Raw genomic sequence first — 25173 nt, 5'->3', positions numbered from 1 at the left:
GCCGCAGGAGATCACGTCGCCATGATGGTCGTAGACGAGCAGTGGACCGATGCCCTCGCCATTGCAGCGCACCCCGACGATCTGGAGTACGGCGTCTCCTCCGCGCTCGCCCGGTGGACGTCGCAGGGCAAGCGGGTGACCCAGTTGCTGGTGACCCGTGGCGAAGCCGGCATCCGTTCGAAGGACCCGGAGACCGCCGCCGCCCTGCGCATGGCGGAGCAGCAGGAGGCGGCCAGGATCGTCGGGGCGGAGGCCGTCGACTTCCTGGCGTACCCGGACGGGGCGCTGGAGTACAGCCTGGCTCTGCGCCGTGACCTCGCCCGCGCGATCCGCCAGCGCCGGCCCGAGGTCGTGGTGTCCCTGAACTTCCGGGACTCCTGGCCGTACGGCGAGAGCTTCAACCACGTCGACCACCGGATGCTCGGCCCGGCGATCGTCGACGCGGTCCGGGACGCCGCGAACGGGTGGATGTTCCCGGAGCTCGTCGAGGAGGGGCTGGAGCCCTGGGGCGGCGTCACGAGCGTGCTCTTCAGCAACTCGCCGAAGTCCAACCGCTACGTCGAGATCGGGGACCACCTCGAGGTCGGCATCAGGTCGTTGCTGGCTCACCGGGCGTACCTGGCGGACCTGGAGGGCTTCGACGCGGCCGCGTACCTGCGGAAGGACGCCGAGCGGACCGGTCGCGACATCGGTGTCGGCCCGGCCGTGTCGTTCGAGCGGATCGCGCCATGACGGCGATGCGCCGCCTGCTGTGACTGGACGTATTCGAGAAGCGGGGGGAGGGAGCGCCACGACTGACTGGTCAGCCTCGGGACCAGTGCCGTCGATGGCGCGAACGACATGACAGGCACGCGATTTCGGGTAGCTCTCGCACAGATGAACCCCATCGTCGGCGACCTCGAAGGCAACGCTGAGAAGATCATCGAGTGGGCGCGCAGGGCGGAGGCGGCCGGTGCGCATCTCCTCGTCTTCCCCGAGTTGGCCCTGACCGGGCAACCGGTCCAGGACCTCGCGCGTCGTCGGTCGTTCGTCACGGCGTCGGCCGGCACGCTGCGCAAGATCGCCGAGCGCCTCGTGTCGTCCGGGCTGGGCCACCTGCCGACCGTCGTCGGCTGCCTCGACGGCACCCCCGATGCCGACTCCGACGCCGGCCCTCCCCGCAACGCGGCGGCCTGGCTGTACGACGGCGACGTGCTGATCGCGGCGTCGAAGCGGTACGTGCCCGAGGCCTGCATCTCGGAACCTCGTGGGCATGCCGAGCCGAGCGTGGCGATGGCACGGTTCCGCATCAACGACGTCGTCGTCCTCGTGCGGATCGGCGACGACGCCGGAGACGCCCCCGCAGCCGACACCGGGGCAGCGGCCGATCTGGTGGTGGTGCTCCAGAGCCAGCCGTACCGGGGGCCGGCCTCCGACTCGCGATACGAGGACTGGGCCCGACGGGCCCGGGCGGCCGGCACCCCGCTCGCGATCGTCAACATGGTGGGCGGGCAGGACGAACTCGTCTTCGACGGCGGCTCCATGGTCCTGGCCGGCGACGGCCAGCTCGTCGGCCGGGCGCCGCAGTTCACCGAGCATCTCCTGGTCGCGGACCTGACGCTGCCCACGGCGGCGCCGAGCGCCGGCGACGACGGCCGGGCCGCCGTCACCGTCGCCCGTCCCGCGCCGTCCGTACCGGCGCCGGTCGAGATCAGCCCACCGCTGGACAGGTGCGAGGCCGTCTACGCCGCGCTGGTCCTCTCGCTGCACGACTACGCGCGCAAGAACCACTTCAGCTCGGCCATCCTGGGCCTGTCCGGCGGCGTCGACTCCGCACTGGTCGCGACGATCGCCGCGGACGCGCTCGGCCCGGACAACGTGCACGTCGTGCTGATGCCGAGTCGCTACTCGAGCGACCACTCGGTGACCGATGCGCAGGACCTGGTGCGGCGGCAGGGCCTCCAGAGCCGCATGATCCCCATCCACGACCTGATGGACGGGTTCCAGTCCAAGCTGACGCTGCACGGCGTCGCGGAGGAGAACCTGCAGGTCCGCATCCGGGGGACCATCATCATGGGCCTCTCGAACGAACACGGGCACCTCGTCCTCATGACGGGTAACAAGAGCGAACTCTCGGCAGGGAACCTGACCCTCTACGGCGACACGGCCGGCGGGTTCGGCCCCATCAAGGACGTGTGCAAGACCCTCGTCTGGGAGCTGTGCCGATGGCGGAACCTGAAGGCCGAGAAGTCGGGACAGGTCCCGCCCATCCCGCCCCGGATCATCGACAAGGCGCCGTCCGCCGAACTGCGGCCGAACCAGTTCGACTCCGACTCCATCCCGGACTACCGCATCTTCGACTCGCTGGTCAGGCAGTACGTCGAGGGGAACGCCGACCTCGCCGACCTGTTGGAGGGGGTCGATGATCCGCTGCTCGTCGATCAGGTGGTGCAGATGGTGAAGAGGACCGAGTTCAAACGGCGGCAGTACCCCGTGGGTCCCGCCGTCACGGCACGCAGCTACGGCCGTGACTGGCAGATGCCGATCACCAACTGGTGGCATGGGTAGGGAACCCGCCGGGCTGTCCCGCTCGCTGCTGCTCGCTCGGAGCGCCGTCGACCGCGCGGCAGCGCACCGGAGCGATCCCGGCTGGGTCGACCGGGCCCGCCGGGACGATCGGACGAGGGTGCTGCCGATCTCCGCGGGGCGCACCCTGGTGCGCAGAGTGGGCGACCGCGTCTCCCTCGAGTTCTTCGCTCCGGCCGAGTTGCCCCCGTGCGACCTCGTACTCCTGGGAGTCGATGAGGACGACGTCACCTACTTCGCGGCGCGGACCCCGGGGGAGGGCCTGGGCAGGGGCGTCAGCGCGGGGCTCCGCGAGGTCGCGACGATGCTCAGCGACCGTGACCTCGGGCTGCTGGTGTCGGCCGTCGGGCTGGACAGCTGGCATAGCGGTCACCGGTACTGCCCGCGCTGCGGGGGCCGCACGGCCCCGGCGGACGGCGGCCACGTCCGGATCTGCCTGTCGGACGGCAGCAGGCACTACCCCAGGCTCGATCCCGCCGTCATCGCCCTCGTCCGGGACGGCGACGACCGGTGTCTGCTGGCGCGGGCACGCAGCTGGCCGGAGCAGCACTTCTCGGTGATAACGGGATACGTCGACCTCGGCGAGTCCCTGGAGCAGGCGGTTCTGCGGGAGATCGCCGAGGAGGTGGGGATCGTCGCGTCGGCCCCCGTGTACGTCGGCAGCCAGCTGTGGCCGTTCCCGGGGAGCCTGATGGCCGGGTTCTTCGCCGAGGCGGTGACCACCGCCGTCACGTGCGACGGAGCGGAGATCGTCGAGGCCCGGTGGTGGACGCGTCAGGAGCTGACCGACGCCATGCGGAACGGGAAGCTCCGCCTGCCGCCGAAGATCTCGGTGGGCCACCACCTCATCGAAGCCTGGTACGGGCAACGACTGCCGTCCGAGTTCGATGCGTCGCCCGACGGTCCGACGAACTGGTGAGCCCATGACGAGCCGCGACGGACACCTGGGGAGCAGGGATGGGGAACGGACGCGAAAATCTGTACCTGGTGATCTGCGCGGCGGACGCCGCCCGGGACGTCCGGCTGCTCGTGGAGATCGCCCAGCAGCGGGGATGGCGCGTCTGGGCCACCGCGTCGCCCAACGCGCTCGCCCTCTTCGACAGGGCGGAGCTGGAAGCGCTGACCGGCAGCCCCGTCCGGTCGGGCTGGCGATCGCCGACGGAGCGGTCTCCCTTCCCCCCGGCCGATGCGATCGTGGTCGCGCCGGCGACCTTCAACACCATCAACAAGTGGGCGGCCGGGATCGCCGACACGCTCGCCGTGAGCGTGCTCTGCGACCACTCGGGATCCGGTGTCCCCATCGCGGTGCTCCCGCATGTGCACGACGCCCACGCCCGGCATCCGGCCTATCGCGAGAGCGTCGACCGGCTCAGGTCCCTCGGGGTGCGCATCAGCCGGCGGCCCGCCCACCCGTTCGGCGCGGAGAATCCCCCGTTCCTCTGGGCGGAGGCGTTGGACCTGCTCGACGCCGAGCACGGGTGACGCGAACGGATGTCAGCTGTGGCCAGTGAAGACCGACTCTTCCGCACCGCCCGGGTGGTCCCACCCCCGGTGCGGCACCTTGACTACGGGGGTACCGATGGTCGCTGATGATCAGCCAGCCGTGCGGGAGGCCGGCGGGAGACCACGGTGGCCCGTGCGGGGCACCTTCCTGGAGCAGGTGGACGACCCGCACGTCGCGCTGCGCGCCGCGTTGCTCGACGGCCGGGCCCTGCCCGCCCCGGAGCTCGCTGCGCAGCCCGTCACCGACGAGGGCGGCGTCGCCGGGATCGAAGCCGTGCTGCGCGGGCAGCTCGCCCGGTGCGGGCTCGGCCTCGTCGCCCTCGACGAACCGCTGACCAGCCCCGACTTCATCGCCCTCGGCGAGCGGCTCGGCGAGCTGACGCCGGAGACGGACCCGGCGGTGCAGCCGAACGTCGAGAGCGGGCGGATCCTGCACCTGATCAGCGCGGAGGGGAACACCGCCGACGTGTGCCGGCAGCCCTTCAGCACCGGCCCGCTGAGCCTGCACAGCGAGGGCAGCGGCCGGCCCGCGTCGGGCCAGCCTCGCTACATCGTGCTGATGTGCCTGCACCCGGGGGACGACGAGAACGCGGCGCAGACGGTGCTCGTGCCGTTCGCCGCCGTCGACGCCCGCCTGCCGGCCGTCGACCGCGAGATCCTCGGCCACGTCCGCTACGACCGTCCGGGCGTGCCCACCGTCCGCCGGGTGGTGGACGGCCGGCCGGTCTACTCCTTCCGGGACTTCCAGGCAGACGCACTGGACTGGGTCTGCGACACGGACCGGTTCGCACCGCAGGAGGTACGTGGTGCGCTGGCCGGGCTCCTGCGGGCCATGTACGACGAGGCCGGGGCGCGTGCACTTCGCTGGCGCCCCGGCCTGCTCGCCGTCATCGACAACACGTGGTGGTTCCACGGCCGTTCCGCGGCGCCGTTCGCGGGCTCGACGCGGCACCGCCATCTGAAGCGACTCCGGATCACCACCGGAACTGGAAAGGCGATGTGATGACGAACGCACAGGGGCTGTTCCACGGGCTCGGAGAGCCGCAGCTCTCGGTGGTCCCCGCCGAGATCAAGATGCTCGCTGCCCAGTCGCCCCATCCGACGGGCACGCTGTCGGTACATCCCGAGCCGGACGCGCGGCTGCTGGAGGTGTACGCCCGGGCGGCGAACCCGCACGACGCGATGGAGCTGCGTGATCTCTACCTCGGCCGGGTCGAGTGCGAACTCGGGCCCGAGAGCCACCGCCCGGAGCTCGCCGAGCGCTGGCGCCGCAGCCGCGTGCGGCGGGAGGTCGGCGCGGAGGAGGTGCTCTCGTCCCGAGCGACCGTCCGCTTCGTCAAGGAACTGTTCAACTTCTACTTCCGCGACGACATCTTCGGTGACCTGCGCTCGCAGACGGAGGCGCTCCTCTGCACCGGCGCGGTCGACGAGGCCTACTGGGGGCTGCCCAGCACCCTGAAGGACTGTGTCCGCTACGCGCTGGACCGGGACTGGTACGGCTACTCCGACAGCCGGGGCCGGGAATCCGCGCGCGAGGCGGTCGCGGAGTACGAGACGGCCCGGCTGCCCTCCGCCGGGTACACGGCCGACAACATCGCGCTGACCATGGGCGCCACCATGGCGATCAACTCGCTGGCCGACTTCATCCTCCTCGAGGTGAACCGCGGCCAGGGCACGTCCCTCTGCGGCATTCCCAACTATCCGCCGCTGGTCGAGTCCATCGGCCGGCGCGGGCCGGTGCAACTGGTGCCGCTGCCGTGCACCAGCAGCGGGGAGATCCCGCTGCGCCCGCTCATCGACGCGCTGCGGCCGGACACCCCGATCGTGCTGCTGCAGACGGTGGCGAACCCCACCGGGGCGCTGGTCCGCGAGGACGAGCTGGAGCTGCTGATCCGCTCCGCCTCGCCGGAGACGCTCATCATCCTCGACGAATGTCACGAGTGGCTGGGAGACCCGGGCGTCCTCTCGCCGGCCCGGGCCGCCCCCAACGTCATCCGGGTGAGCAGCCTGTCCAAGAACTGGTCCGCGCCCGGGTTGAAGGTCGGCTGGTTCGTCGCCGACGGCGCCTTCATCGACGAGTACTACGAGTACGCGTCGACCAGCTTCGGCGGCCCGCCGTCCTTCTTCTACACCCTGGTCGAGGTGCTGGCCCGGATGGAGCGTTGGCGGGTGACGGAGACGACGGAACTCGACGGGACGCACTGCGGGGAGTTCGAACCGGTCTACGACCTCCAGCTGCCCAACCTCCAGCGGGCGTACGACACCTACCGGCTGGAACGGGAGTCCCGCGAGTCCTCGCTCCTCCACTTCCGCGAGGCGTGCGTCAACGGCCTGCGCGTGCCGGGGATCACGCCCCTGCCGCCGAGGTACTCGATCAACATGGCGGCGGCGTTCGAGGGGGCGACGGACTCGTACCTGCTCTACCGTCAGCTCCTCAAGGAGACGGGGGCGGCGCTGTTCCCGGGGATCCTCCTCTTCTGCCTCTCCGGGGCGCCCGTACGCCTGACCACCTCGCGTCGGTCGTCCGACTACGAGGTGGCGATGCCGAGACTGCAACGGCGCGGGGCGCCGGAACTCAGGAGAGTCTGACGGTCACCGTCTTCGGACGCTGGAACTCGGTGAGGGCGAGGACGCTCAGGTCGGTGCCGTGGCCTGAGGCGCCTCGCCCCCCGTGTGGCAGCTCCGGGCACTGCTCCAGCACGCAGTTCACCCACACCTCGCCCGCGTCGACGGCCCGGGCGACGGCGAGGAGCTGACCCTCACCGGACCCCCACACGCTGGCGGCGAGCGCCTGGTCGACCCCGTTGGCCAGCTCGATGGCGTGGTCGATGTCGGCGGCCGCCTGCACGGTGAGGCACGGGCCGAACACCTCCGTCACCACGGCCGGGTCGTCGGGCTCCAGGTCGGCCAGGATGCGTCCCTCCGCCCAGTAGCCCTCGGCGGCGCCGTCCGCGTCGATCGTGAGCCCGGAACGGTGGTGCCTGCCCGCGCCGGACCGCGACAGGATGTCGTCGAAGCGGTTGAGCTGGTCGGCGTTGTTCAGCGGCCCGAACGTGGTGCCGGCCGGTCGGTGGCCCATCGCCTCCGTGAGCCGGTCGACCACCTCGGCGTAGTTCTGCCGCAGGGTGATCACCCGGGCCGGCGCCGCGCAGCTCTGCCCGGCGTTGTAGGTGGCGGCGGCGGTGAGCTCGGCGTACGTGTGCCCGGGCGCCCCGGGCAGGACCAGCGCGGGGCAGTTGCCGCCCAGTTCCAGGCTGATTCTGCGGACCCCCGCGCGGGCGGCGACGTCCAGGCCACCGGCGAGACTGCCGGTGAAGGCGACGGCGTCCACCGTGCTGTCGACCAGCAACCGCCCCGTCGCCCGGTCGCCGGGCAGCGCGACCAGCACCCCGGGCCCGAGCGTCTCCGCGGCGTCACGGGCGAGCAGCAGGGCGCTGTCCGGCGTGCTCTCCGCCGGCTTGAGGATCACGCTGTTACCGGCCGCCAACGCGGGGCCGATCCGCCAGGCGGCCATGAGGATGGGGTAGTTCCACGGGACGATGGCGGCCACCACGCCGAGTGGTTCCCAGCGGACCCAGCTCTCCCGGTCGGGCAGGTGGTGCCCCGCGGCCGGGGAGAGCGCCGCCCGGGCCGCGCCGGCGTAGAACCGGAGGACGTCGACGCTCGTGAGGATCTCGCCCTCCGCCTCGTGGGCGGGCTTGCCCGTCCCGGCCCGCTCGGCGGCGACGTACTCCGCCAGGGCGGTCTGGACGCGGTCGGCGAACGCCAGCAGTCGGCGGCTCCGTTCGCCCGTCGGCAGCGCCGACCACTGCCGGTGCGCGACCCGCGCCGAGGCCACCGCCTCCGCCGTCGCCGCGCCGTCCGACGCGGGGAGACGACGACGGATCCGGCCGGTCCGCGGATCGGTGAGCCGGATCCCGGCCGATTCGACCTGGTGCGGCACGGTAGGTGAGCTCATGGCCGGAGCTTAACCCAGCCGCCGGTCCAGAAAGGACCGCGGAATCTTCCGGACCCCGCCGGTTACGCTCCCCGGCCGAGGGATCGACTAGTGTTGCCGGCGGCACACGAGGCGCGCGGGACGCTCGACCGGATCGGTCGGGAGACTTGGGTGGGGGAACACGGGTGGCACAGCCGGCACGGACGAGGACCTGCTACGGCGTCCTGCACCTGGCCCCGCTGCCGGGCACGCCCTTCTACGAGGCCGGGTCCTTCCGACACAACCTCGCCCGCGCGGTGGAGTCGGCGCGGGCGCTGGACCGGGGCGGCGCGCACGGCTGCCTGATCCAGACGGCGGATCGGGTGTACGGGGTCGAGGACGACTGCGATCCGGCCCGCCTCGCCGCCGTCGCCCTGATCACCGAGGCCGTCCGGGCAGCCACGCGCCCCACCTTCGAGGTGGGGGTCCAGATCATGCGGAACGCGACGCGGGCCTCGCTGGCGGCGGCGAAGGTCTGCGGCGGCTCGTTCGTCCGGGTGGGTGCCCTCGTCGGTGAGACGCTGAGCTGGCAGGGGCGGGTGGCACCGGACCCGGCGGCCGTGATGGCCTACCGCCGGACGATCGACGCCTGGGACGTCCGGGTCGTCGCGGACGTCTTCAGCATGCACTACAAGTGGCCGGGCGGTGAGCGGCCGGTGGGCGAGGTCGCGCGGGCGGCGGTGAACGCCGGTGCGGACGCGATCTGTCTGGGGGATCCCGACGAGGCGCGGACCCTGGAGCTCATCGCGCAGGTGCGGCGGGCGTCGCCGACCGCTCCGATCTATCTCGCCGGGCACACGGACCACGAGAACGCGGCCCGGCTGGTCGACGCGGCGGACGGCGTCTTCGTCGCCGGCTGCTTCACCGCCGACGGGAGCTTCTCCTCGGACGTGTCGGAGGAGCGGGTGCGGTCCTACATGGACATCGTCGATTCCCTGGCCCCGCGGCGGTCCGCGTGACCCGCCGCACTCTCGCCGCCCTCCGTGCGGAGGTGACACACCTCCACGACGACCTGGCGTCGCTCGCTCCCGTGATCGGCGCCCAGGTCGACGACCTCATCGCCGCCGGGCCCGGCCCGGGCCAGGTCGTGCTGTCCGGCAGCGGCGACTCGCTCTTCGCCGCCGAGGCGGTCAGCTACGCGTTCGACCTCGGCCCGGCGGGCGGGTGTCGCGTCCGCAGCACCTATCGGCTGCACGACTACGGCGTGCCGGCGGGGCCGTCGTCCCTCGTGGTGGGCATCTCGGCGTCGGGTGGCAACGTCGGCCTGGCGGAGGGCCTCGCCCGCGCGCGGGCGGCGGGGCACCGGACGCTCGCGGCGGTCGGCAACGCCCAGAGTCCGGTGGGTCGCAGCGCCGAGCACGTCCTCCTGGCGGAACTGCCGGACCGGCCGCCGGCCCCGGGTGTGCGCAGCTATCAGGCCAGCCTGCTCAGCCTGCTGCTGCTGGCCCGCCGGTACGCGGGCGCGCCGTCGGCCGCCCGCCTCGGCGCCGAGGCGGGCGCCGCCATGGTGAAGGTGGTCGCCGAGACGATCGAGCGGCAGGCGGATCCGTGCCGGCAGCTCGCCGGGATGCTGCGGGACGCGCCGCTCGTACAGGTGCTCGGGGGCGGGCCGGCGTTCGGTACCGCGCGGTACGCGGCGGCGAAGGTGGTCGAAGGGGCCGGCGTCCCGGCGCTCGGGCAGGACCTCGAGGAATGGTGGCACGTGGAGCGGTTCGCGACCGACCGCGACGCCCCGCTGATCGTCCTGGCGCCCCCGGGCCCGAGCCACGAGCGGGCGGTACGCCTCTGCGCGCAGGCCCGTGAGCGGGGTCACCGGGTCGCCGTGCTGGCCCGGCCCGGGGACGCCGCCGCCCGGGAGCACGCCCACCTGCTGCTGCCGCTGCCCGACGCGTGTCCCCCGGAGTGGGCGCCGCTGGTGGAGCACCTCTTCGCCGCTCCGCTGGCCGCGGAGCTCGCCGGGCTCCTCGGCCGGCACCCGTTCCACCGCCGGTGAGGTGACCGACGGTCGGTGGGGCGCGGTGGTGACCCGCAGGCCGTGGCCGCTCGACGGTCCCCGCCGCCGCGCTACTTCAGCACCAGCCTGCCGGTGTGTGCGAACGTTCGCAGGTCCTCGAGGGTCTCCGGCAGGAACGGTGACGCGGGCGCGGGCAGCGCGTCGAGCGGGAAGAATCCCGCGTCGACCGTCTCGTCGGTCTCCCGTCGGAGTTCGCCGTCCCAGGAGTGCACCTGGAACGCGGTGTGGAACAGCTGGTAGGTGTGCCCGTACATGTTGGTGTGGGTGTACGTCGGCCCGGTGTACATCGCGAAGGGCGTCAGCGACGTGGGCCGCAGGCCCGTCTCCTCCCAGACCTCGCGAACGGCGCATTCGGCGACGTTCTCGCCCAACTCCATCGCGCCGGCGGGAATCGTCCAGTGCCCGTTGTCGCGCCGCCTGATCAGCAGCAGGTGCCCGCGTTCGTCCAGCAGCACGCCGCGTACCCCGACGAACAGCAGCGTGTCGTGGTCGCCGGCGCTCGCCCGCAGCCGCCCCAGGTACGAATCCGCCCACGCGATCCCAGCCACCCGCTCACCCTAGACGGCCCGCTCGCCGGGCGGCGGCCGTGCTCACCACGGATCGCGCAGCCCCGGAGGGGGCGGGGCCCTCGGTCGTGACGTCCGGGCGATCCGATGGGCTAGCATGGGAGCGCAAGGCGCAGATGGGGACGAGTACCGCCGCACGCAGCCGGTAGCGACCTGGGGATGGTGTGAGCCCGGGGGTGTGCGCGACGGGAAGATCACCCCGGAGCCGTCGGAGGAAAGGCCGCGAGGCCGAGTAGAACCGACCGCGAACCCTAATGAGGGGGCCGTACGCGGCCAAGAAGGGTGGTACCGCGGGGCTCCGGCCTCGTCCCTTCGCCGGAGCAGGACACCGTCCGACGGAGGAGCCATGTACCGTCCCGTTGCCAACCAGGTCGACCTGACCGCCCTCGACCACGAGGTGCTGCGGTTCTGGAACGACGAGGGCATCTTCGCGCGCAGCATGGCGCAGTCCGAGGGACGCCCCGAATGGGTGTTCTACGAGGGTCCGCCCACCGCGAACGGCATGCCCGGCGCCCATCACATCGAGGCGCGGGTCTTCAAGGACATGTTCCCGCGGTACCGGACGATGAAGGGCTTCCACGTCGCACGCAAGGCCGGCTGGGACTGCCACGGCCTGCCGGTGGAGCTGGCCGTCGAGAAGGAACTCGGGCTCAACGGCAAGCAGGACATCGAGCGCTACGGCATCGCCGACTTCAACGCCCGGTGCCGCGAGTCGGTGACCCGGCACACCGACGCCTTCGCCGAGCTCACCCGACGGATGGGCTACTGGGTCGACCTGGGCGACGCCTACCGGACCATGGACTCGGAGTACATCGAGTCGGTGTGGTGGTCGCTGAAGCAGATCTTCGACAAGGGCCTGCTGGTCGAGGACTTCCGGGTGGCTCCGTGGTGCCCGAAGGACCAGACCACCCTCTCCGACCACGAGCTGGCCCAGGGCTACGAGACCGTCGTCGACCCGTCGGTGTACGTGCGTTTTCCGCTGACCTCGGGTCCACTGGCCGGGCGGGCGTCGCTGCTGGTCTGGACCACCACCCCGTGGACGCTGGTCTCCAACGTGGCGGTCGCCGTGCATCCGGAGGTGACCTACGTGGTCGCCACCGACGGCACCGAGCAGCTGGTGGTCGCCGAGCCGCTGCTGGCCCCGTTGCTCGGCGACGGGTGGAAGGCCACGGGGGAGTCCTTCACCGGCCGTGAGATGGAGCGGTGGACCTACCAGGCGCCGTTCGACCTGGTCGACGCGCCGGACGCGCACATCGTGATCCTGGCGGACTACGTCACCACCGACAGCGGCTCCGGTCTGGTGCACCAGTCGCCGGCCTTCGGTGCGGACGACCTCGCGAGCTGCCGGGCGTACGGACTGCCGATGATCAACCCGGTGCGCCGCGACGGCACCTTCGAGGCGGACCTGCCGCTCGTCGGCGGCCTGTTCTTCAAGGCCGCCGACGCGCCGCTGGTCGCCGACCTGACCGCCCGTGGGCTGCTGTTCCGCGAGATCGCCTACGAGCACAGCTACCCGCACTGCTGGCGCTGCCACACCGCGCTGATCTACTACGCGCAGCCCTCCTGGTACATCAGGACCACCGCGGTGCGTGACGCCCTGCTGCGCGAGAACGAGCGCACCACCTGGCACCCCGCCACCATCAAGCACGGCCGGTACGGCGACTGGCTCGTCAACAACATCGACTGGGCGCTGTCGCGGCAACGCTACTGGGGCACGCCGCTGCCTGTCTGGCGCTGCACCGAGGGCCACCTGACCTGCGTCGGCTCGCTGGCCGAGCTGGGTGAGAAGGCGGGCCGGGACCTGTCCGAGCTCGACCCGCACCGGCCCTTCATCGACGACGTGACGTTCGCCTGCCACTGCGGCGCCGACGCGACCCGGGTGCCCGAGGTGATCGACGCCTGGTACGACTCCGGCGCCATGCCGTTCGCCCAGTTCGGCTACCCGTACCGCAACCGGGAGCTGTTCGAGAGCCGCTACCCGGCGCAGTTCATCTCCGAGGCGATCGACCAGACCCGGGGCTGGTTCTACACGCTGATGGCGATCGGCGTGCTGGTGTTCGACCGGTCGGCGTACGAGAACGTGGTCTGCCTGGGCCACATCCTGGCCGAGGACGGCCGCAAGATGTCCAAGCACCTGGGCAACATCCTCGAGCCGATCCCGCTGATGGAACAGCACGGCGCCGACGCGGTGCGCTGGTTCATGGCCGCGGTCGGATCGCCCTGGTCGGCGCGCCGGGTGGGGCACGGCGCTCTGCAGGAGGTGGTGCGCAAGACCCTCCTGACCTACTGGAACACGGTGGCCTTCCAGTCGCTCTACGGCCGTACCGCCGGCTGGTCCCCCTCGGCGGCGGACCCGCGCCCGGCCGACCGCCCGCTCCTGGACCGGTGGCTGCTGTCCGAGACGCACAGCCTGATCCAGCGGGTGGACGCGGCGATGGCGGCGTTCGACACGCACGAGGCGGGCAAGCTGCTCGCCGCCTTCGTCGACGACCTGTCCAACTGGTACGTGCGGCGCAGCCGCCGCCGGTTCTGGCGGGGGGACCGGGCGGCGCTGGCGACCCTGCACGAGGCGCTCACGGCGGTGACGCTGCTGATGGCGCCGATCACGCCGTTCATCACCGAGCGGGTCTGGCAGGACATGGTCGTGCCGGTGACACCGGACGCGCCGACGTCCGTCCACCTCGCCGCGTACCCGGTCGCCGACGACTCCCTGGTCCAGCCGGAGCTGGCGGTGCAGATGGCGCTCGCCCGGCGGCTGGTCGAGCTGGGCCGGGCGGCCCGCGCCGACTCGGGGATGAAGGTCCGCCAGCCCCTGTCGCGCGCGCTGGCCTCTGCCTCGGGCTTCGACGACCTGCCTCCGGAACTGCTCGCCGAGGTTGCCGCCGAGCTCAACGTCGGGTCGGTGTCGTCGGTCGTCACGGCCGGCGGATCGCTCGTCGACACCACCGCCAAGGCCAACTTCCGGTCGTTGGGCAGGCGGTTCGGCAAGGAGGTGCAGGCCGTCGCCAAGGCGATCGCGGGCGCCGACGCCGCCGCGCTGAAGGACGAGTTGCGCAGCACCGGCACGGCCACGATCGTCGTCGGTGGCGAGAGCGTCACGCTGGGCCCGGACGAGGTGATCATCACGGAGAACCCGCGCGAGGGCTGGGCGGTGGCCTCCGACAGCGGTGCCACCGTGGCACTCGACCTGCAGCTCACGCCCGAGCTGCGGCGCGCCGGGGTGGCGCGCGACGCGATCCGGCAGATCCAGGAGGCCCGTAAGACCAGCGGCCTCGACGTCGCGGACCGCATCGTGCTGCGTTACCAGGCGTCGGTGGACGACACCGCGACGGCGCTCGCCGAGCACGGCGAGCTGGTCGCCGACGAGGTGCTCGCCACGGACTACGCCGCCGGTACGCCCACCTGGGCGGACGCCGAGGCGTTCAGCGACGAATCGCTGGGTCTGACGTTCTGGCTCCGCAAGGCCTGAGGGATCGTCGCGGCGGGACAGGTCGAGCCTCGCTGCCCCCGGTGGTGGCCCGTCATCGAGCGCTGGACCGCGAGCTGCGGAAGGTGCGGCGGTAGGTTTCCGGGGGCACGCCGAGGGCGCGGTTGAAGTGTCGGCGCAGCGTCGCGGCGGTGCCCATGCCGGTGGCCGCCGCGACGGCGTCGATGCTGTCGCCGGTGGTCTCCAGCAGCTCCTGGGCGTGCCGGATCCGCTGGGTCAGCAGCCATCGCAGCGGGGTGGTGCCGGCCAACGACCTGAAGTGGCGGCCCAGGTTGCGCGAGCTCATGTTCGCCTGGCGGGCCAGGTCCTCCACCGTCAGCGGGCGGTCGAGCCGTTCGATCGCCCAGGCGAACAGCGCGGCGAGCGGGTGGTCGTCCCGGGCGGGCACCGGGGCGGTGACGAACTGGGCCTGGCCGCCGGCCCGGTGCGGGGGCACGACCAGGCGGCGGGCGAGCGTGTTGGCGACCGCCGCGCCGTGGTCGAGGCGGACCAGATGCAGGCACAGGTCCATCGCGGCGGCCTTGCCGGCGGAGGTGAGCACGTTGCCGTCGTCCACGTAGAGCACGTCCGGATCGACCTCCACCCGGGGATGGCGGGCCGCCAGGGCCTCGGTGTGCGCCCAGTGCGTGGTCGCCCGTCGGCCGTCCAGCAGGCCGGCGGCGGCCAGCACGAACGCGCCCGTGCACAGGGAGGCCACCCGCGCGCCCGCCTCGTGGGCCGCGCGCACCGCGTCGACCAGGTCGGCGGGCGGGTCCTCGTCGACGTCGACCCACCCGGGGACGATCACCGTGTCGGCGTGCGCGAGCTGGTCGAGCCCGCAGTCGGGCTCCAGCAGGAACCGGCCCACCCGCACCGCGGCCGGTCCACACACGGTGAGGCGGTACCAGGGGTCGGCCAGGCCGGTCAGGTCGGATCCGAAGACCTCGTACGCCAGGGACAGCTCGAAGTGCAGCATCCCCTCGGTGACGGCCAGCGCGACGGTGCCCATGTCCGAAACTGTACGGGGCATGGCGTTCCAGACACTCGCGGCGGTGCGCCACCACGGCCAGGATGGTCACAGTTGATCAATCGGGTACGGGGCTGGGAGAGCTGATGGGATCAGATCGGACGGTGGCGGTCTTCGGCGCCTACGGGCACACCGGGCGCTTCGTGGTGGCGGAGTTGCGCACCCGCGGGTTCGTCCCGCTGCTCTCGGGACGTGACGCGGACAAGCTGCGGGCGCTCGCGGCGCTCCATCCGGGGCTCGACGTCCGGCCGGCCTCGGTCGACGACCCGGCCTCGCTCGACCGCGCGCTGGCCGGCGCGGCCGCCGTGGTCAACTGCGCCGGGCCCTTCGCCGTGACCGCCGCTCCCGTGATCGAGGCGGCGCTGCGCGCCGGCATCCCGTACGTGGACGTGGCCGCCGAGATCGAGGCCAACCTCGACACCTTCACGCACTTCGCGGAGCGCGCCCGCGCCGCGGGGACCGTGGTGGTTCCCGCGATGGCCTTCTTCGGCGGCCTCGGCGACCTGCTGGTCACCGCGGCGATGGGCGACTGGACGGCGGCCGACGAGGCGCATGTCGCGTACGGGCTGAGCGGTTGGCACCCCACGCCCGGGACCCGCGCGGCGGGCACGGTCTCCCGGCAGCGCAGGGACGGCCGGCGCGTCCGCTACCGCGACGGGCGGCTGGAGTACCGCGACGACGCCCCGCCCGCCCTGACGTGGGCCTTCCCCGAGCCGATGGGAAGCCGGGCGGTGATCGGCGAATTCAGCATGGCCGACGTCGTCACCGTCCCGAGCCACCTGGCCATCCCCGAGGTCCGCACCTACATGACGGTCGAGGCGGCCGGGGAACTGGCGGCTCCGGACACTCCGGCACCGGCCGCCGCCGACGATCGCGGGCGGTCCGCGCAGACCTTCCTCGTCGACGTCGTCGTGCGCTCCGGCGGCGCGGAACGGCGCGCCGTGGCGGGCGGCCGGGACATCTACGCCGTCAGCGCGCCGCTCGCGGTGGAGGCCGTCCACCGCATCCTCACGGGACGGACCAGGACCGTCGGTGTCGCCTCCGCCGGTGCCGTCTTCGACGCGCCCGACTTCCTCCGCGCCCTGTCCGCGCACATGTCGCTCGAACTGCGTCAGTAGGCCCTGCGCTCCCCTCTCGGACTCCCACCACCGGCGGGCTCGTCACACCCCGCAGGCAAGGTGTGCACCGGCTACGGCGGGCACGGCGTCCGCCGCGCGGAACTGGAGGAAACAGTGGCGGTCACCGCCGATGATCTCGATGTCGCAGTGTCCAGCGTCGTCGCCAGCCTGCGACCGGCGACCGGCCTGGACTGGTCCGCGCGGGCAGGCGGCCTGGAGTGGGACTGCTGGCACGCCGCCGAGCACGTCGGAGACTGCCTGATGTCGTTCGCGGGCCAGCTCGTCGCCCGGCCCGAGAAGCGGTTCGTGTGCTTCATGGCTAACGCCGACGAGGACGCCTCGCCGGCGGAGGTGCTGGAGTTCGTCGAGGTGGCTGGCCGTCTTCTGGCGGCCACCGTACGCACGTCTGGCCCGGATGTCCGGGCCTACCACCCCACGGGCCAGGCTGATCCGGAGGGCTTCGCCGCGATGGGCTGCGCGGAGACGTTGCTGCACGGCGACGACATCGCGCAGGGCCTCGGCCTGGCCCTCCGTCCACCACGTGACGTGTGTGCCCGGGTCCTCGCCCGGCTGTTTCCGGAAGCGGTGCGGGAACTGGCCGGGGTGGACCCGTGGGCGGCGTTGCGGTGGTCCACCGGCCGGATCGAGCTGCCGGGACGCCCCCGGTCGCAGGAATGGCGCTGGCGCGGTGCTCCGCTGGGCGAATGACCCCGGCGGAGGCGACGGCGCCCTCAGGTCGTAGGCGTCGCGCGTTCCCGCGGTCGGTTCGCTGGGGCTCGTTGCCGGACCTCCGAACGGGCGTGGCGAATCGCGAGGCTCCGTCCAGTGTCCGGTTTCCGACGCCGGGCCGCCTCGGGGCGCTCCCGTAGCCGCGGGCGCCCCCCGAGGCGGCCCGATCCCGACGCCGACCGAGGCGGCCCGGCACCCGCGCCGCCCTGCCCCGGCGGGCGTTCCCGCCCAGGTCAGGACGCGATCCGGCCGGCCGGACGACCGCCGGACGGGACAGGCCCCAACCACCTCTTCCCGGGACATCCGAGGCGGTCGCGTCGTATGTCGCGGACCGGGACAAGTGGAATTCCCACGAACTCCGGTATGCGCGTTCCCATCTGCCCACGCCAATGGAAAACCGCAATATGGAAGAAGCTGGCGACGGAACTCCCATTGAGGATCATGGTCTCCGATCAGACCGAAGGGCAGGTCCTATGTCGTTGGGAACCGAGCATCTCGAGACCTCTCAGCCCGGCCGGACGAGCGGCGGAGAGCTGGTCAGCCGCGTGGCGCGGGAGGGCGGGACGGTGCATGACCGGTGGTCCGCCGCCCTCGTCGTCGACCCGCACGACCCCTACTTCTTCGACCATCCGCTCGACCACCTGCCCGGCATGGCGCTCGTCTGCGGTCTGTTCGAGCTGCTCAGGTCCGCCGACGTCGGCATCGAGGGGACCCGGCGGCAGATGCTCGTCTCGCTGCGCTTCCCCCTCTTCTGCGAACTGGGCGACCCGGTCGGCCTCGAGGCGGTCGTTCCGGCGCCCGCGCGCTCGGTGGCGTTCGTGGGCCACCTGGCGGCGAGCGGTGGCGACGGCGCCAGCACCGCCGGCGACATCGGGCTGCGGGCGTTCCAGGGCGAGACCACCGTCTGCGAGGGGACGGTCGGTTTCCGGACCGGGGAGCCGTCCCGACCCGAGGTCCCGGGTACGCGGGTGTCCGCCCCGGCGCCCCCGGCGGATCCGGCGCTGGTCCACCGCCAACACCCCGAGAACGTGCTCATCTCCGCGATGGACGCCGACTACTCCGTCGCCGTCCGCCGGCCACCGCCGGGCCATCCGCTCGCCGGTCCCCCTGGTGCGCCGGCCCGGGTCGAACTCGTCGTCGACGCCGCCCGCCAGTTCGCCACCATGATCAACCATGTGGCTGGCCGGTCCCGCCCGGGCGCGACGTTCGTCCTCCTCGACCTGGACGCGGACCTGCCCGGCGACCTGTCCGGCGACATCGCGCTGAACTGGACGCCGGAACCGGCCGCCCGGGGCCGGCTCAGCCTGACCATCAGGGTCCTGGTCGACGGCGTCCCCCGTGGGCACGTGGGCTTCCGCTACTACGTGGCGACCCCCGCCGTCTACGACCGGCTCCGGCGTCCGACCGCGAGCACCGGGAGGCAGGCGTGACCCGGCCCGAAGCCACCACCAGGCCCCGCGCCGGGATCGACCCGGTCACCGTGCTGACCCGGCTGCTCTTCGTGGTCGCGTTCACCGTGCTCGTCGTCCGGGGCGTCTGGTACCTCAGCTCGGCAGGGGAGCCGTCCCACCTGATCTCCGGGCTCCTCGCGGTCGGATACCTGGTCTGGCTGAGCGTCGAGATTCCGGTGACCTTCCGCAAACCCGCGCAGCCCGCGGCGGAGATCCGCACCCTGGCGGTCTACGCCTGCGCCCGCCTGACGCTGGTCGTGGTCGCGATGGTGCCGGCCGCGCCGTGGTCCCGGTTCTCGTGGTGGATGATCCCCCCGATCGTGCTCTTCGTCGCCGGGATCGCCCTGCGACTGACTGCGATCCGGGCCCTCGGGGCCCTCTACACCCACCACGTGCTGCGCCGGGACCGGCACCCCATCGTGACCGGCGGGCCGTACCGGCTGGTCAGGCACCCGGCGTACGCCGGAATGCTGCTGGCCAACCTCGGCTTCGTGCTCTACTTCCTCAGCCCGGTCAGCGTGCTGGCGCTGCTGGCGTTGCTGGGCGGCCTGATCTGGCGGATCCGCACCGAGGAGCGGGTGCTCTGGTCGGCGCCGGGCTACCCGGAGTTCGCCACCGGGCGCGCCCGGCTCGTGCCGGGGGTGTGGTGATGTCGATCATCCACGCCGGGGATCCGCGGCTGTCCGATCCGACGCTGGTCGGGCACAAGTTCGCCCGGCAGGAGCAGCTCCGCGCGGCCGGCTTCCCGGTACCCGGGTTCTGCTGCCTGTCGGTGCTCGCCTTCGACGAGGCGGCGGCCGCGCTGATGGCGACCGCGCCGGGCGCGGACGCGGATCCGGACCAGCTGCTGGACTGGGCGAAGCGGACCGCCGACGAGCTCCGGGCGGTCACCCTGCCGGCGGAGGTCACCGCCGAACTCGACGCGGCGGTGGCCGCGCTCGCCGCCCCGGACCACCTGCTGGCGGTACGGGCGTGCGTGGTGGCCGACGCGGACGGCAACGGCGAGGACGGGGTGAACGACGCCTTCGCGGGCCTGACCGACTCGTTCCTGTACGTCGCGCCGGCCGACGTCCGGCGGCGGGTCCTCGACTGCTGGGCGTCCGGCCTGAACCCGGAGTCGATCCTGTACCGGGCCCGGCGCGGCCTTCCCCCCGTGTCGGCCCGGGTGGCGGTGGGCGTGCAACGTATGATCCCCGGCACCCGCTCGTTCGTGGCGTTCAGCCGCGATCCGCGTACCGGGGCGGACTCCTGCGTGGTGGCCGCCGCCCACGGCATCGGTGAGGGGGTCGTGCAGGAACGCGCCGACGTGGACCACTTCTTCGTCGACAACGCCACCGGGGCCGTGCGCGCCGAGACCGTGGTCAAGAGGGACATGGTCGTTCCCGCCGCGGACGGTACGGGACCGATGGTCCAGCCCGTGCCGGCGGAACTCGCCACCGCGCCCGTGCTCACCGAGGAGCAGGCCCGTCAGGTGGCGGACCTGGCCGCCCGGGTGCAGGGGTTCTTCGGCCCGCCGCAGGACATCGAGGGCACCATCACCCCCGACGGCACCGTGCACCTGCTCCAGGCCCGGCCGGTGGTCTTCGCGAGTTCCTCGCCCGAGCGGCCCCGGGAGGCAGACGGGGCCGACGACGACGCCGTGCCCTGGAGCAACCACAACATCACCGAGAGCTATCCGGGGGTGTCGGGCGCCCTGACGTACTCCCAGGCGCGGGTGTTCTACCGACTGATCTTCCGGGACGTGTACCGCCGGATGGGCGTGCCGGAACACCGGCTGCGGTCCAACGAGCACCACCTCAGCCGCATGGTGGGGCTGCTGGGCGGGCGGGTCTACTACCGGCTGGACGCCTGGTTCGTCCTGCACCACCAGATCCCCGGCTTCGTGCTGGTCCGCCCCTGGTGGGAGCGGTCGATGGGGCTGGCCGGGGACTACCGCCCGTCGCGTGCCGAGGTGCTGCGGGCGCTGCCCAGCGTGCCCGGGCTGGCGCTGCGGCTGGCCCGGCTGCCCGGCTCCGTGCGGCGGTTCCTCCGGTGGTGGGACGCGCTGGTCGACGACTCCCGCGGCATCGACGAGTGGACGCCGGAGGAGCTGATCGCCCGCTACCGCCGGCTCTGGAGCGAGGTCGGCCACCGGTGGGGGGTGACCCTGGTCAACACCTTCTTCATGCTCGGCACGGCCACCCTCGCCTCGGCGCTGGTGCGCCGCTGGGTGGACGGCGACGAGCAGCGGACCCTCGGGGGCCTGCTGATGGGCGGGCGGGAGAACCGCTCGGTGCTCGGCGTGCGGTCGGGGATCGCCCTCGCCCAGCTGTTCGGCGAGCACCCGGAACTCGCCGAACGGGTGCGGCACTGCGACGACGACGCGGCCGACGCGCTCTGGCGCGAGGTGACCGACGGGCGGTACGGCACGGAGGTGGCCGACGCCGCGCGTGAGCACCTGCGCCGGTACGGCGACCGTGCGCCGCACGACCTCAAGCTGGAGGAGGCCTCGCCCCGCCAGCGACCCGGAATGATCATCACGATGCTGCGGCCCCTGGTGCAGAGCGGCCTGACCGTCGCCGAGAGCCGGGCCCGGGAACTGGAGAGCCGGGCCGAGGCGGAGCGGGAGCTGCGGCAGAACTGCCGCTCGGCGGGTCGCCGGCTGGTCATCCGGACCCTCGCGGCGGGGCTGCGGTTCTTCGTCCGGACCCGGGAGGACACCCGCTACTGCCGCAGCCAGCTCTACGGGCTGACCCGGCACGTCATGTGGCGGCTCGGGGCGCTGCTCACCGAGGCGGGACAGCTCGACGACCGGCTGGACGTGCTCGACCTCACCGTCGAGGAGGTGCTCGGAGCGTACGACGGGACGGTGGTCGACACCGACCTGCGCGCGATCGTCCGGCGCCGCCGCGCGGAGCGACTGGCCGCGGCCGACGGCCCGGATCTCGGCATCCGCCCCGCCACCCCGTACAACCGGCCGATGCCGGCCTCCCTGGCCGCGCCCGTCGTCAGCGCCGCGGCCGGCGCCGGCGGGCCGGTGCGGTTGCAGGGGCTGCCGTCGAGCAAGGGAGTGGTGCGCGGGCAGGCGCGGGTCGTGCTGGACCCGTCGACACCGGCGGAGACCTGCCGTGACCGGATCATCGTAGCTAAGGAGACCGACCCCGGATGGTTGATGTTGATGATGGTGGCGCGCGGCATGGTGGTGGAGCGGGGCACCCTGCTCTCGCACACCGCGATCACGGGCCGACTGTTGGGCATCCCGACGGTGGTCGCGGTGCCGGACGCCACCACCCTGATCGAGGACGGCTCGTGGATCGAGGTGGACGGGGCGAACGGTACGGTCCGCAGCGTCCCGGCCACCAGCCCGGCGACGGTCTGATCCGGCGGCTGTCGCGCTACGTCACGGGCAGCTACCCGCCGAAGGCGTACGTGCCGTACGCGGTGCTCTGGGCGCTCGGCGGCGCGGCGGTGTGCGCGGTCGCCGACGTGCGGATCGACGGCTGGCTGCCCGACGTCGGCACGCTGGTCAGCGCGCTCACCCTGCTGGTGAACCTGCTGATGATGCGCGCCATCGACGACATCCGGGACCTCGACTACGACCGGACGCACAATCCGGACCGGCCGCTGGCGCGGGGCGTGGTGGGGGTCCGGGACCTGGGCGTCATGATCGCCGCCGGCACGGTCCTGGTCCTGGCCCTGAACGCCTGGCGGTGGCCGGTGATGTGCGTGCTCGCCGCCCAGCTCGGGTACGCCTTCGCGCTGCTCTGGGCGGACCAGCGGCTGCGCTGGCCGGCCGGCGATGCGCTGCTGGTCGGTTTCGTGGTGAACTTCCCGGTCCAGCTCCTGATCAACGCGTTCCTCTACGCCGGCGTGCTGCACTCGACGGGGCTGGCGCCGTCCTGGTCGGGCGCGGTCGGCATCGTGGTCTCCGCGCTGGCGTTCCTGCACCTGGAGTTCGGCCGCAAGACGACCCGGCAGCCCCGGCCGGGCGAGCGCACGTACTCCCAGGCGCTCGGCGCCCCCGCCACGGCGGCCCTGGCGGTCGGCGCGGCGCTGGCGTCGGTCGTGCTGCTGCTGGTCACCACCGCGCGGGACGACGCGCCGTACTGGCCGGTCTGGCTGGTGGTGCTGCCGCTGGCGCTGCCGGCCCTCGGCGCGCGGCGGTTCTGGGTCGAGCGGCAACCCCGTTGGCCGTACGCGTCGGCGGCGATGTTCCTGCTCGGCACGTTCGCCACCTATCAGCTCGTCAGCATCCTGCAGGAGGTGGCAAGCGCATGAGCGACCTGCCCTCGTTCCCCTTCGCGGTCGACCCCTCGGTGGAACCACCGGCCGAGTACGCGGCGATGCGCGCCGGCCCACGGCCGGGACGGGTCCGGTTGCCGAGCGGCCGGGAGGCGCTCCTCGTCACCCGGTACCCGGACGTCCGGCTGGTGCTCTCCGACCGCAGGTTCAGCCGCTCGGCCTACACCGCCGGGACGCTCTTCGCCCGCAGCGCCGACTCGCTGCCCCTGATCACCACCGACGCGCCCGTGCACACCCGGCGCCGGGGCACGGTGGTGCCGGCCTTCACCGCGCACCAGGTGGGCCGGCTGCGGCCGATGGTCGAGGACCTGGCCCGGCGGCAGCTCGCCGAGTTCGCGGCCGGGCCGCGTCCGGCCGACGTGGTGGGTCGCTTCACGGTGCCGTTCACGCTGCGGGTGATGTGCCGGCTGATGGGCGTGCCCGAGGCGGACATGCCGCGCTTCGGCCCGTGGGTCGACTCGATGATGTCGATCAACCGGGTTCCGGGCGAGGAGGTGGACCGCTGCCACCGGGAGATGCACGGATACTTCGCGGACCTGGTGGACACGCTGCGGGCCCGGCTCGACCGGGGCGAGGCGCCGTCCGGGCTGATCGTGCGGATGATGACCCAGCAGCGGCCCGACCGGCAGTTGAGCCGCGCCGAGGTGGTCGTCCTCTCCGCCGGGATGCTGATGGCCGGGTACGAGACGACCAGCAACGTGCTGGCCGTCCTGCTGTACCACATCCTGCGTCGACCCGAGCTGGTCGAACGGGCCCGGGGCGGTCCCGCCTCGCTCGATCCGCTGCTGGAGGAGCTGCTGCGCCACGTCTGCGCCAACGGCAGCGGCGGCGTGCCCCACGTGGCGACCACCGACGTGACGCTCTCCGACGGCTCGGTGGTGGCCGAGGGCGAGGTCGTGGTGCCGGTCCCGGACGCGGCGAACCGCGACCCCGACGTCTTCGCCGACCCGGACCGGATCGACCCGGACCGCACGGAGAACCCGCACGTCGCCTTCGGGTTCGGCGCGCACCACTGCCTGGGCGCGGAGCTGGCCCGCCTGGAGCTGCGGGTGGGCGTCGCCATGCTGCTGGAGAAGCTGCCCAGGCTGCGGATCGCGGTGCCGGAAGAGGCGCTGCGGTGGCGTACGGACATGTACGTCCGGGGCCTGTGGGAGCTGCCGTTGGAGTGGGACGGTGCCGTAGGTGGCTGACCCGCTGACCCCGGACGCCCTGCTGACGACCACGCGCGCCGTGCGCCGGCGCCTGGACCTGGACCGGCCGGTGCCCCGGTCGCTGGTCGAGGAGTGCCTGCGCGTCGCCCAGCAGGCGCCCTGCGGCTCCGGTCGCAACGCCCTGCACTGGATCACGGTCACCGACCCGGGCACCCGGGACCGGCTCGGGACCATCTACCGGGCCGCCTTCGAGGAGCAACTAGCGGCGGCCGGTGGAGGGGCGGGCCGGCCGCCGCCGGACGGGAACCGGTCGCTGGCCAGCGCCGTCCACCTGGCCGAGAACATGGGCTCGGTACCCGTCCTGGCGCTGGCCTGCGTGGTGACCCCCGACCCGCTGCCCGCCGGCAACCAGGCCGGGCTGTGGGGGTCGGTGATGCCCGGCGTCTGGAGCTACATGCTGGCCGCCCGCAGCCGCGGGCTCGGCACCGTCTGGACCACCGCCCACCTGCGTCGGGAGGACGAGGTGGCCCGGCTGCTCGGCATCCCTGCCGGGGTGCACCAGGTGGCGCTGGTACCGACGGCCTGGTACACGGGCAGCACCTTCCGGCCGGCCGCCCGACCGCCACTGTCCACCGTGCTGCACGACGAGCGTTGGTGACCCGGGCGGCCGACCGCGCTGCGGGATGACCGGGCCGGGGTCGGGGCGGAGCCCCCGGCCCCGGCCGTCACCGCAGGCGCTGGTACATGACGTGCAGGCCGACGAGGCCGTCCTGGGGGTGGTCGAACGCCTCGGGGACCGTGCCGATCACGTCGAAACCGAGGGAACGCCACAGGTGCACGGCCCGGTGGTTCGACTCGACCACCGCGTTGAACTGGATGCCGTGGAATCCCTCGGCGCGGCACCAGTCGAGCGTGTACCGACCGAGTGCCCGGCCCACACCCCTGCCCTGGTGCGCGGGATCGACCAGGAAGGACGCCGTGGCCACGTGCGAACCCCGCCCGGGCCGGTTGGGGCCCATCTTGGCCGAGCCGACGACGACGTCGCCGTCCACCGCGACGACGGTCCTGCCCGGGGGCTGCTCCATCCACCAGGGCCGGGCCTCTTCGAGGGACTGGTCCGGCGGAAAGGCATAGGTCTTCCCCTCCGCCATGGTCGCGGCGTAGAAGGGGTAGATGTCCGTCCAGTCCTGCTCGGTGGCGACCCTGATGAGCATCACCCCAGGCTACGGGGCCGGCCGGCCGTTCACCGACACCCGTACGCTGCGATACTCTGCGTGCTGTCTCCATCACGCTGTCGTCGTTCGAAGGGGAACCATGGTGGGTCGT

General features: G+C 72.9%; 21 protein-coding genes. 17 read left to right on the top strand and 4 right to left on the bottom strand.

Annotated features, from left to right (window positions below; all coding sequences use genetic code 11):
* Positions 1–21: 21 nt before the first annotated feature.
* The 6 genes from AB0G08_RS12145 (at position 22) to AB0G08_RS12120 (ending at position 6657) form a co-directional block, all read left to right on the top strand.
* Complete coding sequence (locus tag AB0G08_RS12145; RefSeq protein WP_358086509.1) at positions 22–732, top strand: PIG-L deacetylase family protein; 711 nt, start codon at positions 22–24, stop codon at positions 730–732.
* Between the two features lie 108 nt (positions 733–840).
* The gene (locus tag AB0G08_RS12140) at positions 841–2547 is read left to right on the top strand and encodes an NAD+ synthase (protein ID WP_358086507.1); all 1707 of its coding nucleotides are present in this window, start codon (positions 841–843) and stop codon (positions 2545–2547) included.
* Complete coding sequence (gene nudC, locus AB0G08_RS12135; RefSeq protein ID WP_358086505.1) at positions 2540–3484, top strand: NAD(+) diphosphatase; 945 nt, start codon at positions 2540–2542, stop codon at positions 3482–3484. The genes AB0G08_RS12140 and nudC overlap by 8 nt, the downstream gene beginning before the upstream one ends.
* Before the next feature lie 38 nt (positions 3485–3522).
* Positions 3523–4047 carry a flavoprotein gene (locus AB0G08_RS12130; protein WP_358086503.1) on the top strand — a complete coding sequence of 175 codons (525 nt, stop codon included), beginning with the start codon at positions 3523–3525 and terminating at the stop codon, positions 4045–4047.
* A gap of 154 nt (positions 4048–4201) precedes the next feature.
* On the top strand, positions 4202–5071 hold the full coding sequence (locus AB0G08_RS12125) for a TauD/TfdA family dioxygenase (RefSeq protein ID WP_358086501.1): 870 nt from the start codon (positions 4202–4204) through the stop codon (positions 5069–5071).
* Positions 5071–6657 carry a pyridoxal phosphate-dependent aminotransferase gene (locus tag AB0G08_RS12120; RefSeq protein ID WP_358086500.1) on the top strand — a complete coding sequence of 529 codons (1587 nt, stop codon included), beginning with the start codon at positions 5071–5073 and terminating at the stop codon, positions 6655–6657. The genes AB0G08_RS12125 and AB0G08_RS12120 overlap by 1 nt, the downstream gene beginning before the upstream one ends.
* Here AB0G08_RS12120 and AB0G08_RS12115 read toward each other — a convergent pair.
* Positions 6644–8026 (bottom strand): aldehyde dehydrogenase family protein, encoded by a 1383-nt coding sequence (locus AB0G08_RS12115; RefSeq protein WP_358086499.1) that lies wholly within the window; start codon positions 8024–8026, stop codon positions 6644–6646. The two genes, AB0G08_RS12120 and AB0G08_RS12115, sit on opposite strands and share 14 nt — an antisense overlap.
* A 164-nt stretch (positions 8027–8190) precedes the next feature.
* Here AB0G08_RS12115 and AB0G08_RS12110 point away from each other — a divergent pair, with 164 nt between their 5' ends.
* Both AB0G08_RS12110 and AB0G08_RS12105 read left to right on the top strand, forming a co-directional pair.
* Complete coding sequence (locus tag AB0G08_RS12110) at positions 8191–9003, top strand: BtpA/SgcQ family protein (protein WP_358086498.1); 813 nt, start codon at positions 8191–8193, stop codon at positions 9001–9003.
* A 32-nt stretch (positions 9004–9035) separates the two neighbouring features.
* Positions 9036–10037: an SIS domain-containing protein gene (locus tag AB0G08_RS12105; RefSeq protein ID WP_358086496.1), complete on the top strand. Its 1002-nt coding sequence runs from the start codon at positions 9036–9038 to the stop codon at positions 10035–10037.
* 71 nt (positions 10038–10108) lie between these two features.
* Here AB0G08_RS12105 and AB0G08_RS12100 read toward each other — a convergent pair whose 3' ends face one another.
* Positions 10109–10606 carry an NUDIX domain-containing protein gene (locus AB0G08_RS12100; protein WP_358086494.1) on the bottom strand — a complete coding sequence of 166 codons (498 nt, stop codon included), beginning with the start codon at positions 10604–10606 and terminating at the stop codon, positions 10109–10111.
* 364 nt (positions 10607–10970) lie between these two features.
* On the opposite strand from AB0G08_RS12100, the gene ileS reads away from it, so the two are divergent.
* The gene (gene ileS / locus AB0G08_RS12095) at positions 10971–14093 is read left to right on the top strand and encodes an isoleucine--tRNA ligase (RefSeq protein ID WP_358086492.1); all 3123 of its coding nucleotides are present in this window, start codon (positions 10971–10973) and stop codon (positions 14091–14093) included.
* Positions 14094–14145: 52 nt separating this feature from the next.
* Here the strand turns inward: ileS and AB0G08_RS12090 are convergent, their stop codons facing one another.
* Positions 14146–15099 (bottom strand): helix-turn-helix domain-containing protein, encoded by a 954-nt coding sequence (locus AB0G08_RS12090; protein WP_358086490.1) that lies wholly within the window; start codon positions 15097–15099, stop codon positions 14146–14148.
* Between the two features lie 104 nt (positions 15100–15203).
* Between AB0G08_RS12090 and AB0G08_RS12085 the strand changes: the two genes are divergently transcribed.
* The 8 genes from AB0G08_RS12085 (at position 15204) to AB0G08_RS12050 (ending at position 24505) form a co-directional block, all read left to right on the top strand.
* Entirely contained in the window at positions 15204–16235 is a 1032-nt protein-coding gene (locus AB0G08_RS12085; RefSeq protein WP_358086488.1) for a saccharopine dehydrogenase NADP-binding domain-containing protein, read from the top strand.
* Between the two features lie 114 nt (positions 16236–16349).
* Positions 16350–16943, top strand: a complete 594-nt coding sequence (locus AB0G08_RS12080; RefSeq protein ID WP_358086486.1) for a hypothetical protein — start codon at positions 16350–16352, stop codon at positions 16941–16943.
* A 587-nt stretch (positions 16944–17530) separates the two neighbouring features.
* On the top strand, positions 17531–18394 hold the full coding sequence (locus AB0G08_RS12075; RefSeq protein ID WP_358086485.1) for a hypothetical protein: 864 nt from the start codon (positions 17531–17533) through the stop codon (positions 18392–18394).
* On the top strand, positions 18391–19065 hold the full coding sequence (locus AB0G08_RS12070) for an isoprenylcysteine carboxylmethyltransferase family protein (protein ID WP_358086483.1): 675 nt from the start codon (positions 18391–18393) through the stop codon (positions 19063–19065). The genes AB0G08_RS12075 and AB0G08_RS12070 overlap by 4 nt, the downstream gene beginning before the upstream one ends.
* Positions 19065–21773: a PEP/pyruvate-binding domain-containing protein gene (locus AB0G08_RS12065; protein WP_358086481.1), complete on the top strand. Its 2709-nt coding sequence runs from the start codon at positions 19065–19067 to the stop codon at positions 21771–21773. Before AB0G08_RS12070 ends, AB0G08_RS12065 begins: the two co-directional genes overlap by 1 nt.
* Positions 21704–22672 (top strand): hypothetical protein, encoded by a 969-nt coding sequence (locus AB0G08_RS12060; RefSeq protein WP_358086479.1) that lies wholly within the window; start codon positions 21704–21706, stop codon positions 22670–22672. Before AB0G08_RS12065 ends, AB0G08_RS12060 begins: the two co-directional genes overlap by 70 nt.
* Positions 22669–23886, top strand: coding sequence for a cytochrome P450 (locus AB0G08_RS12055; RefSeq protein WP_358086477.1), 1218 nt, complete (start codon positions 22669–22671; stop codon positions 23884–23886). Before AB0G08_RS12060 ends, AB0G08_RS12055 begins: the two co-directional genes overlap by 4 nt.
* Positions 23879–24505, top strand: a complete 627-nt coding sequence (locus AB0G08_RS12050; protein ID WP_358086475.1) for a nitroreductase family protein — start codon at positions 23879–23881, stop codon at positions 24503–24505. Before AB0G08_RS12055 ends, AB0G08_RS12050 begins: the two co-directional genes overlap by 8 nt.
* Positions 24506–24572: 67 nt before the next feature.
* On the opposite strand, the gene AB0G08_RS12045 is transcribed toward AB0G08_RS12050, so the two are convergent.
* Positions 24573–25061: a GNAT family N-acetyltransferase gene (locus AB0G08_RS12045; RefSeq protein ID WP_358086473.1), complete on the bottom strand. Its 489-nt coding sequence runs from the start codon at positions 25059–25061 to the stop codon at positions 24573–24575.
* Positions 25062–25173 lie beyond the last annotated feature (112 nt).

Source organism: Micromonospora sp. NPDC023644 (assembly GCF_040640115.1).
Lineage (GTDB): Bacteria > Actinomycetota > Actinomycetes > Mycobacteriales > Micromonosporaceae > Micromonospora.
Note: the sequence above shows the minus strand (reverse complement) of the source record. Positions and strands in the feature narration are given on the sequence as shown.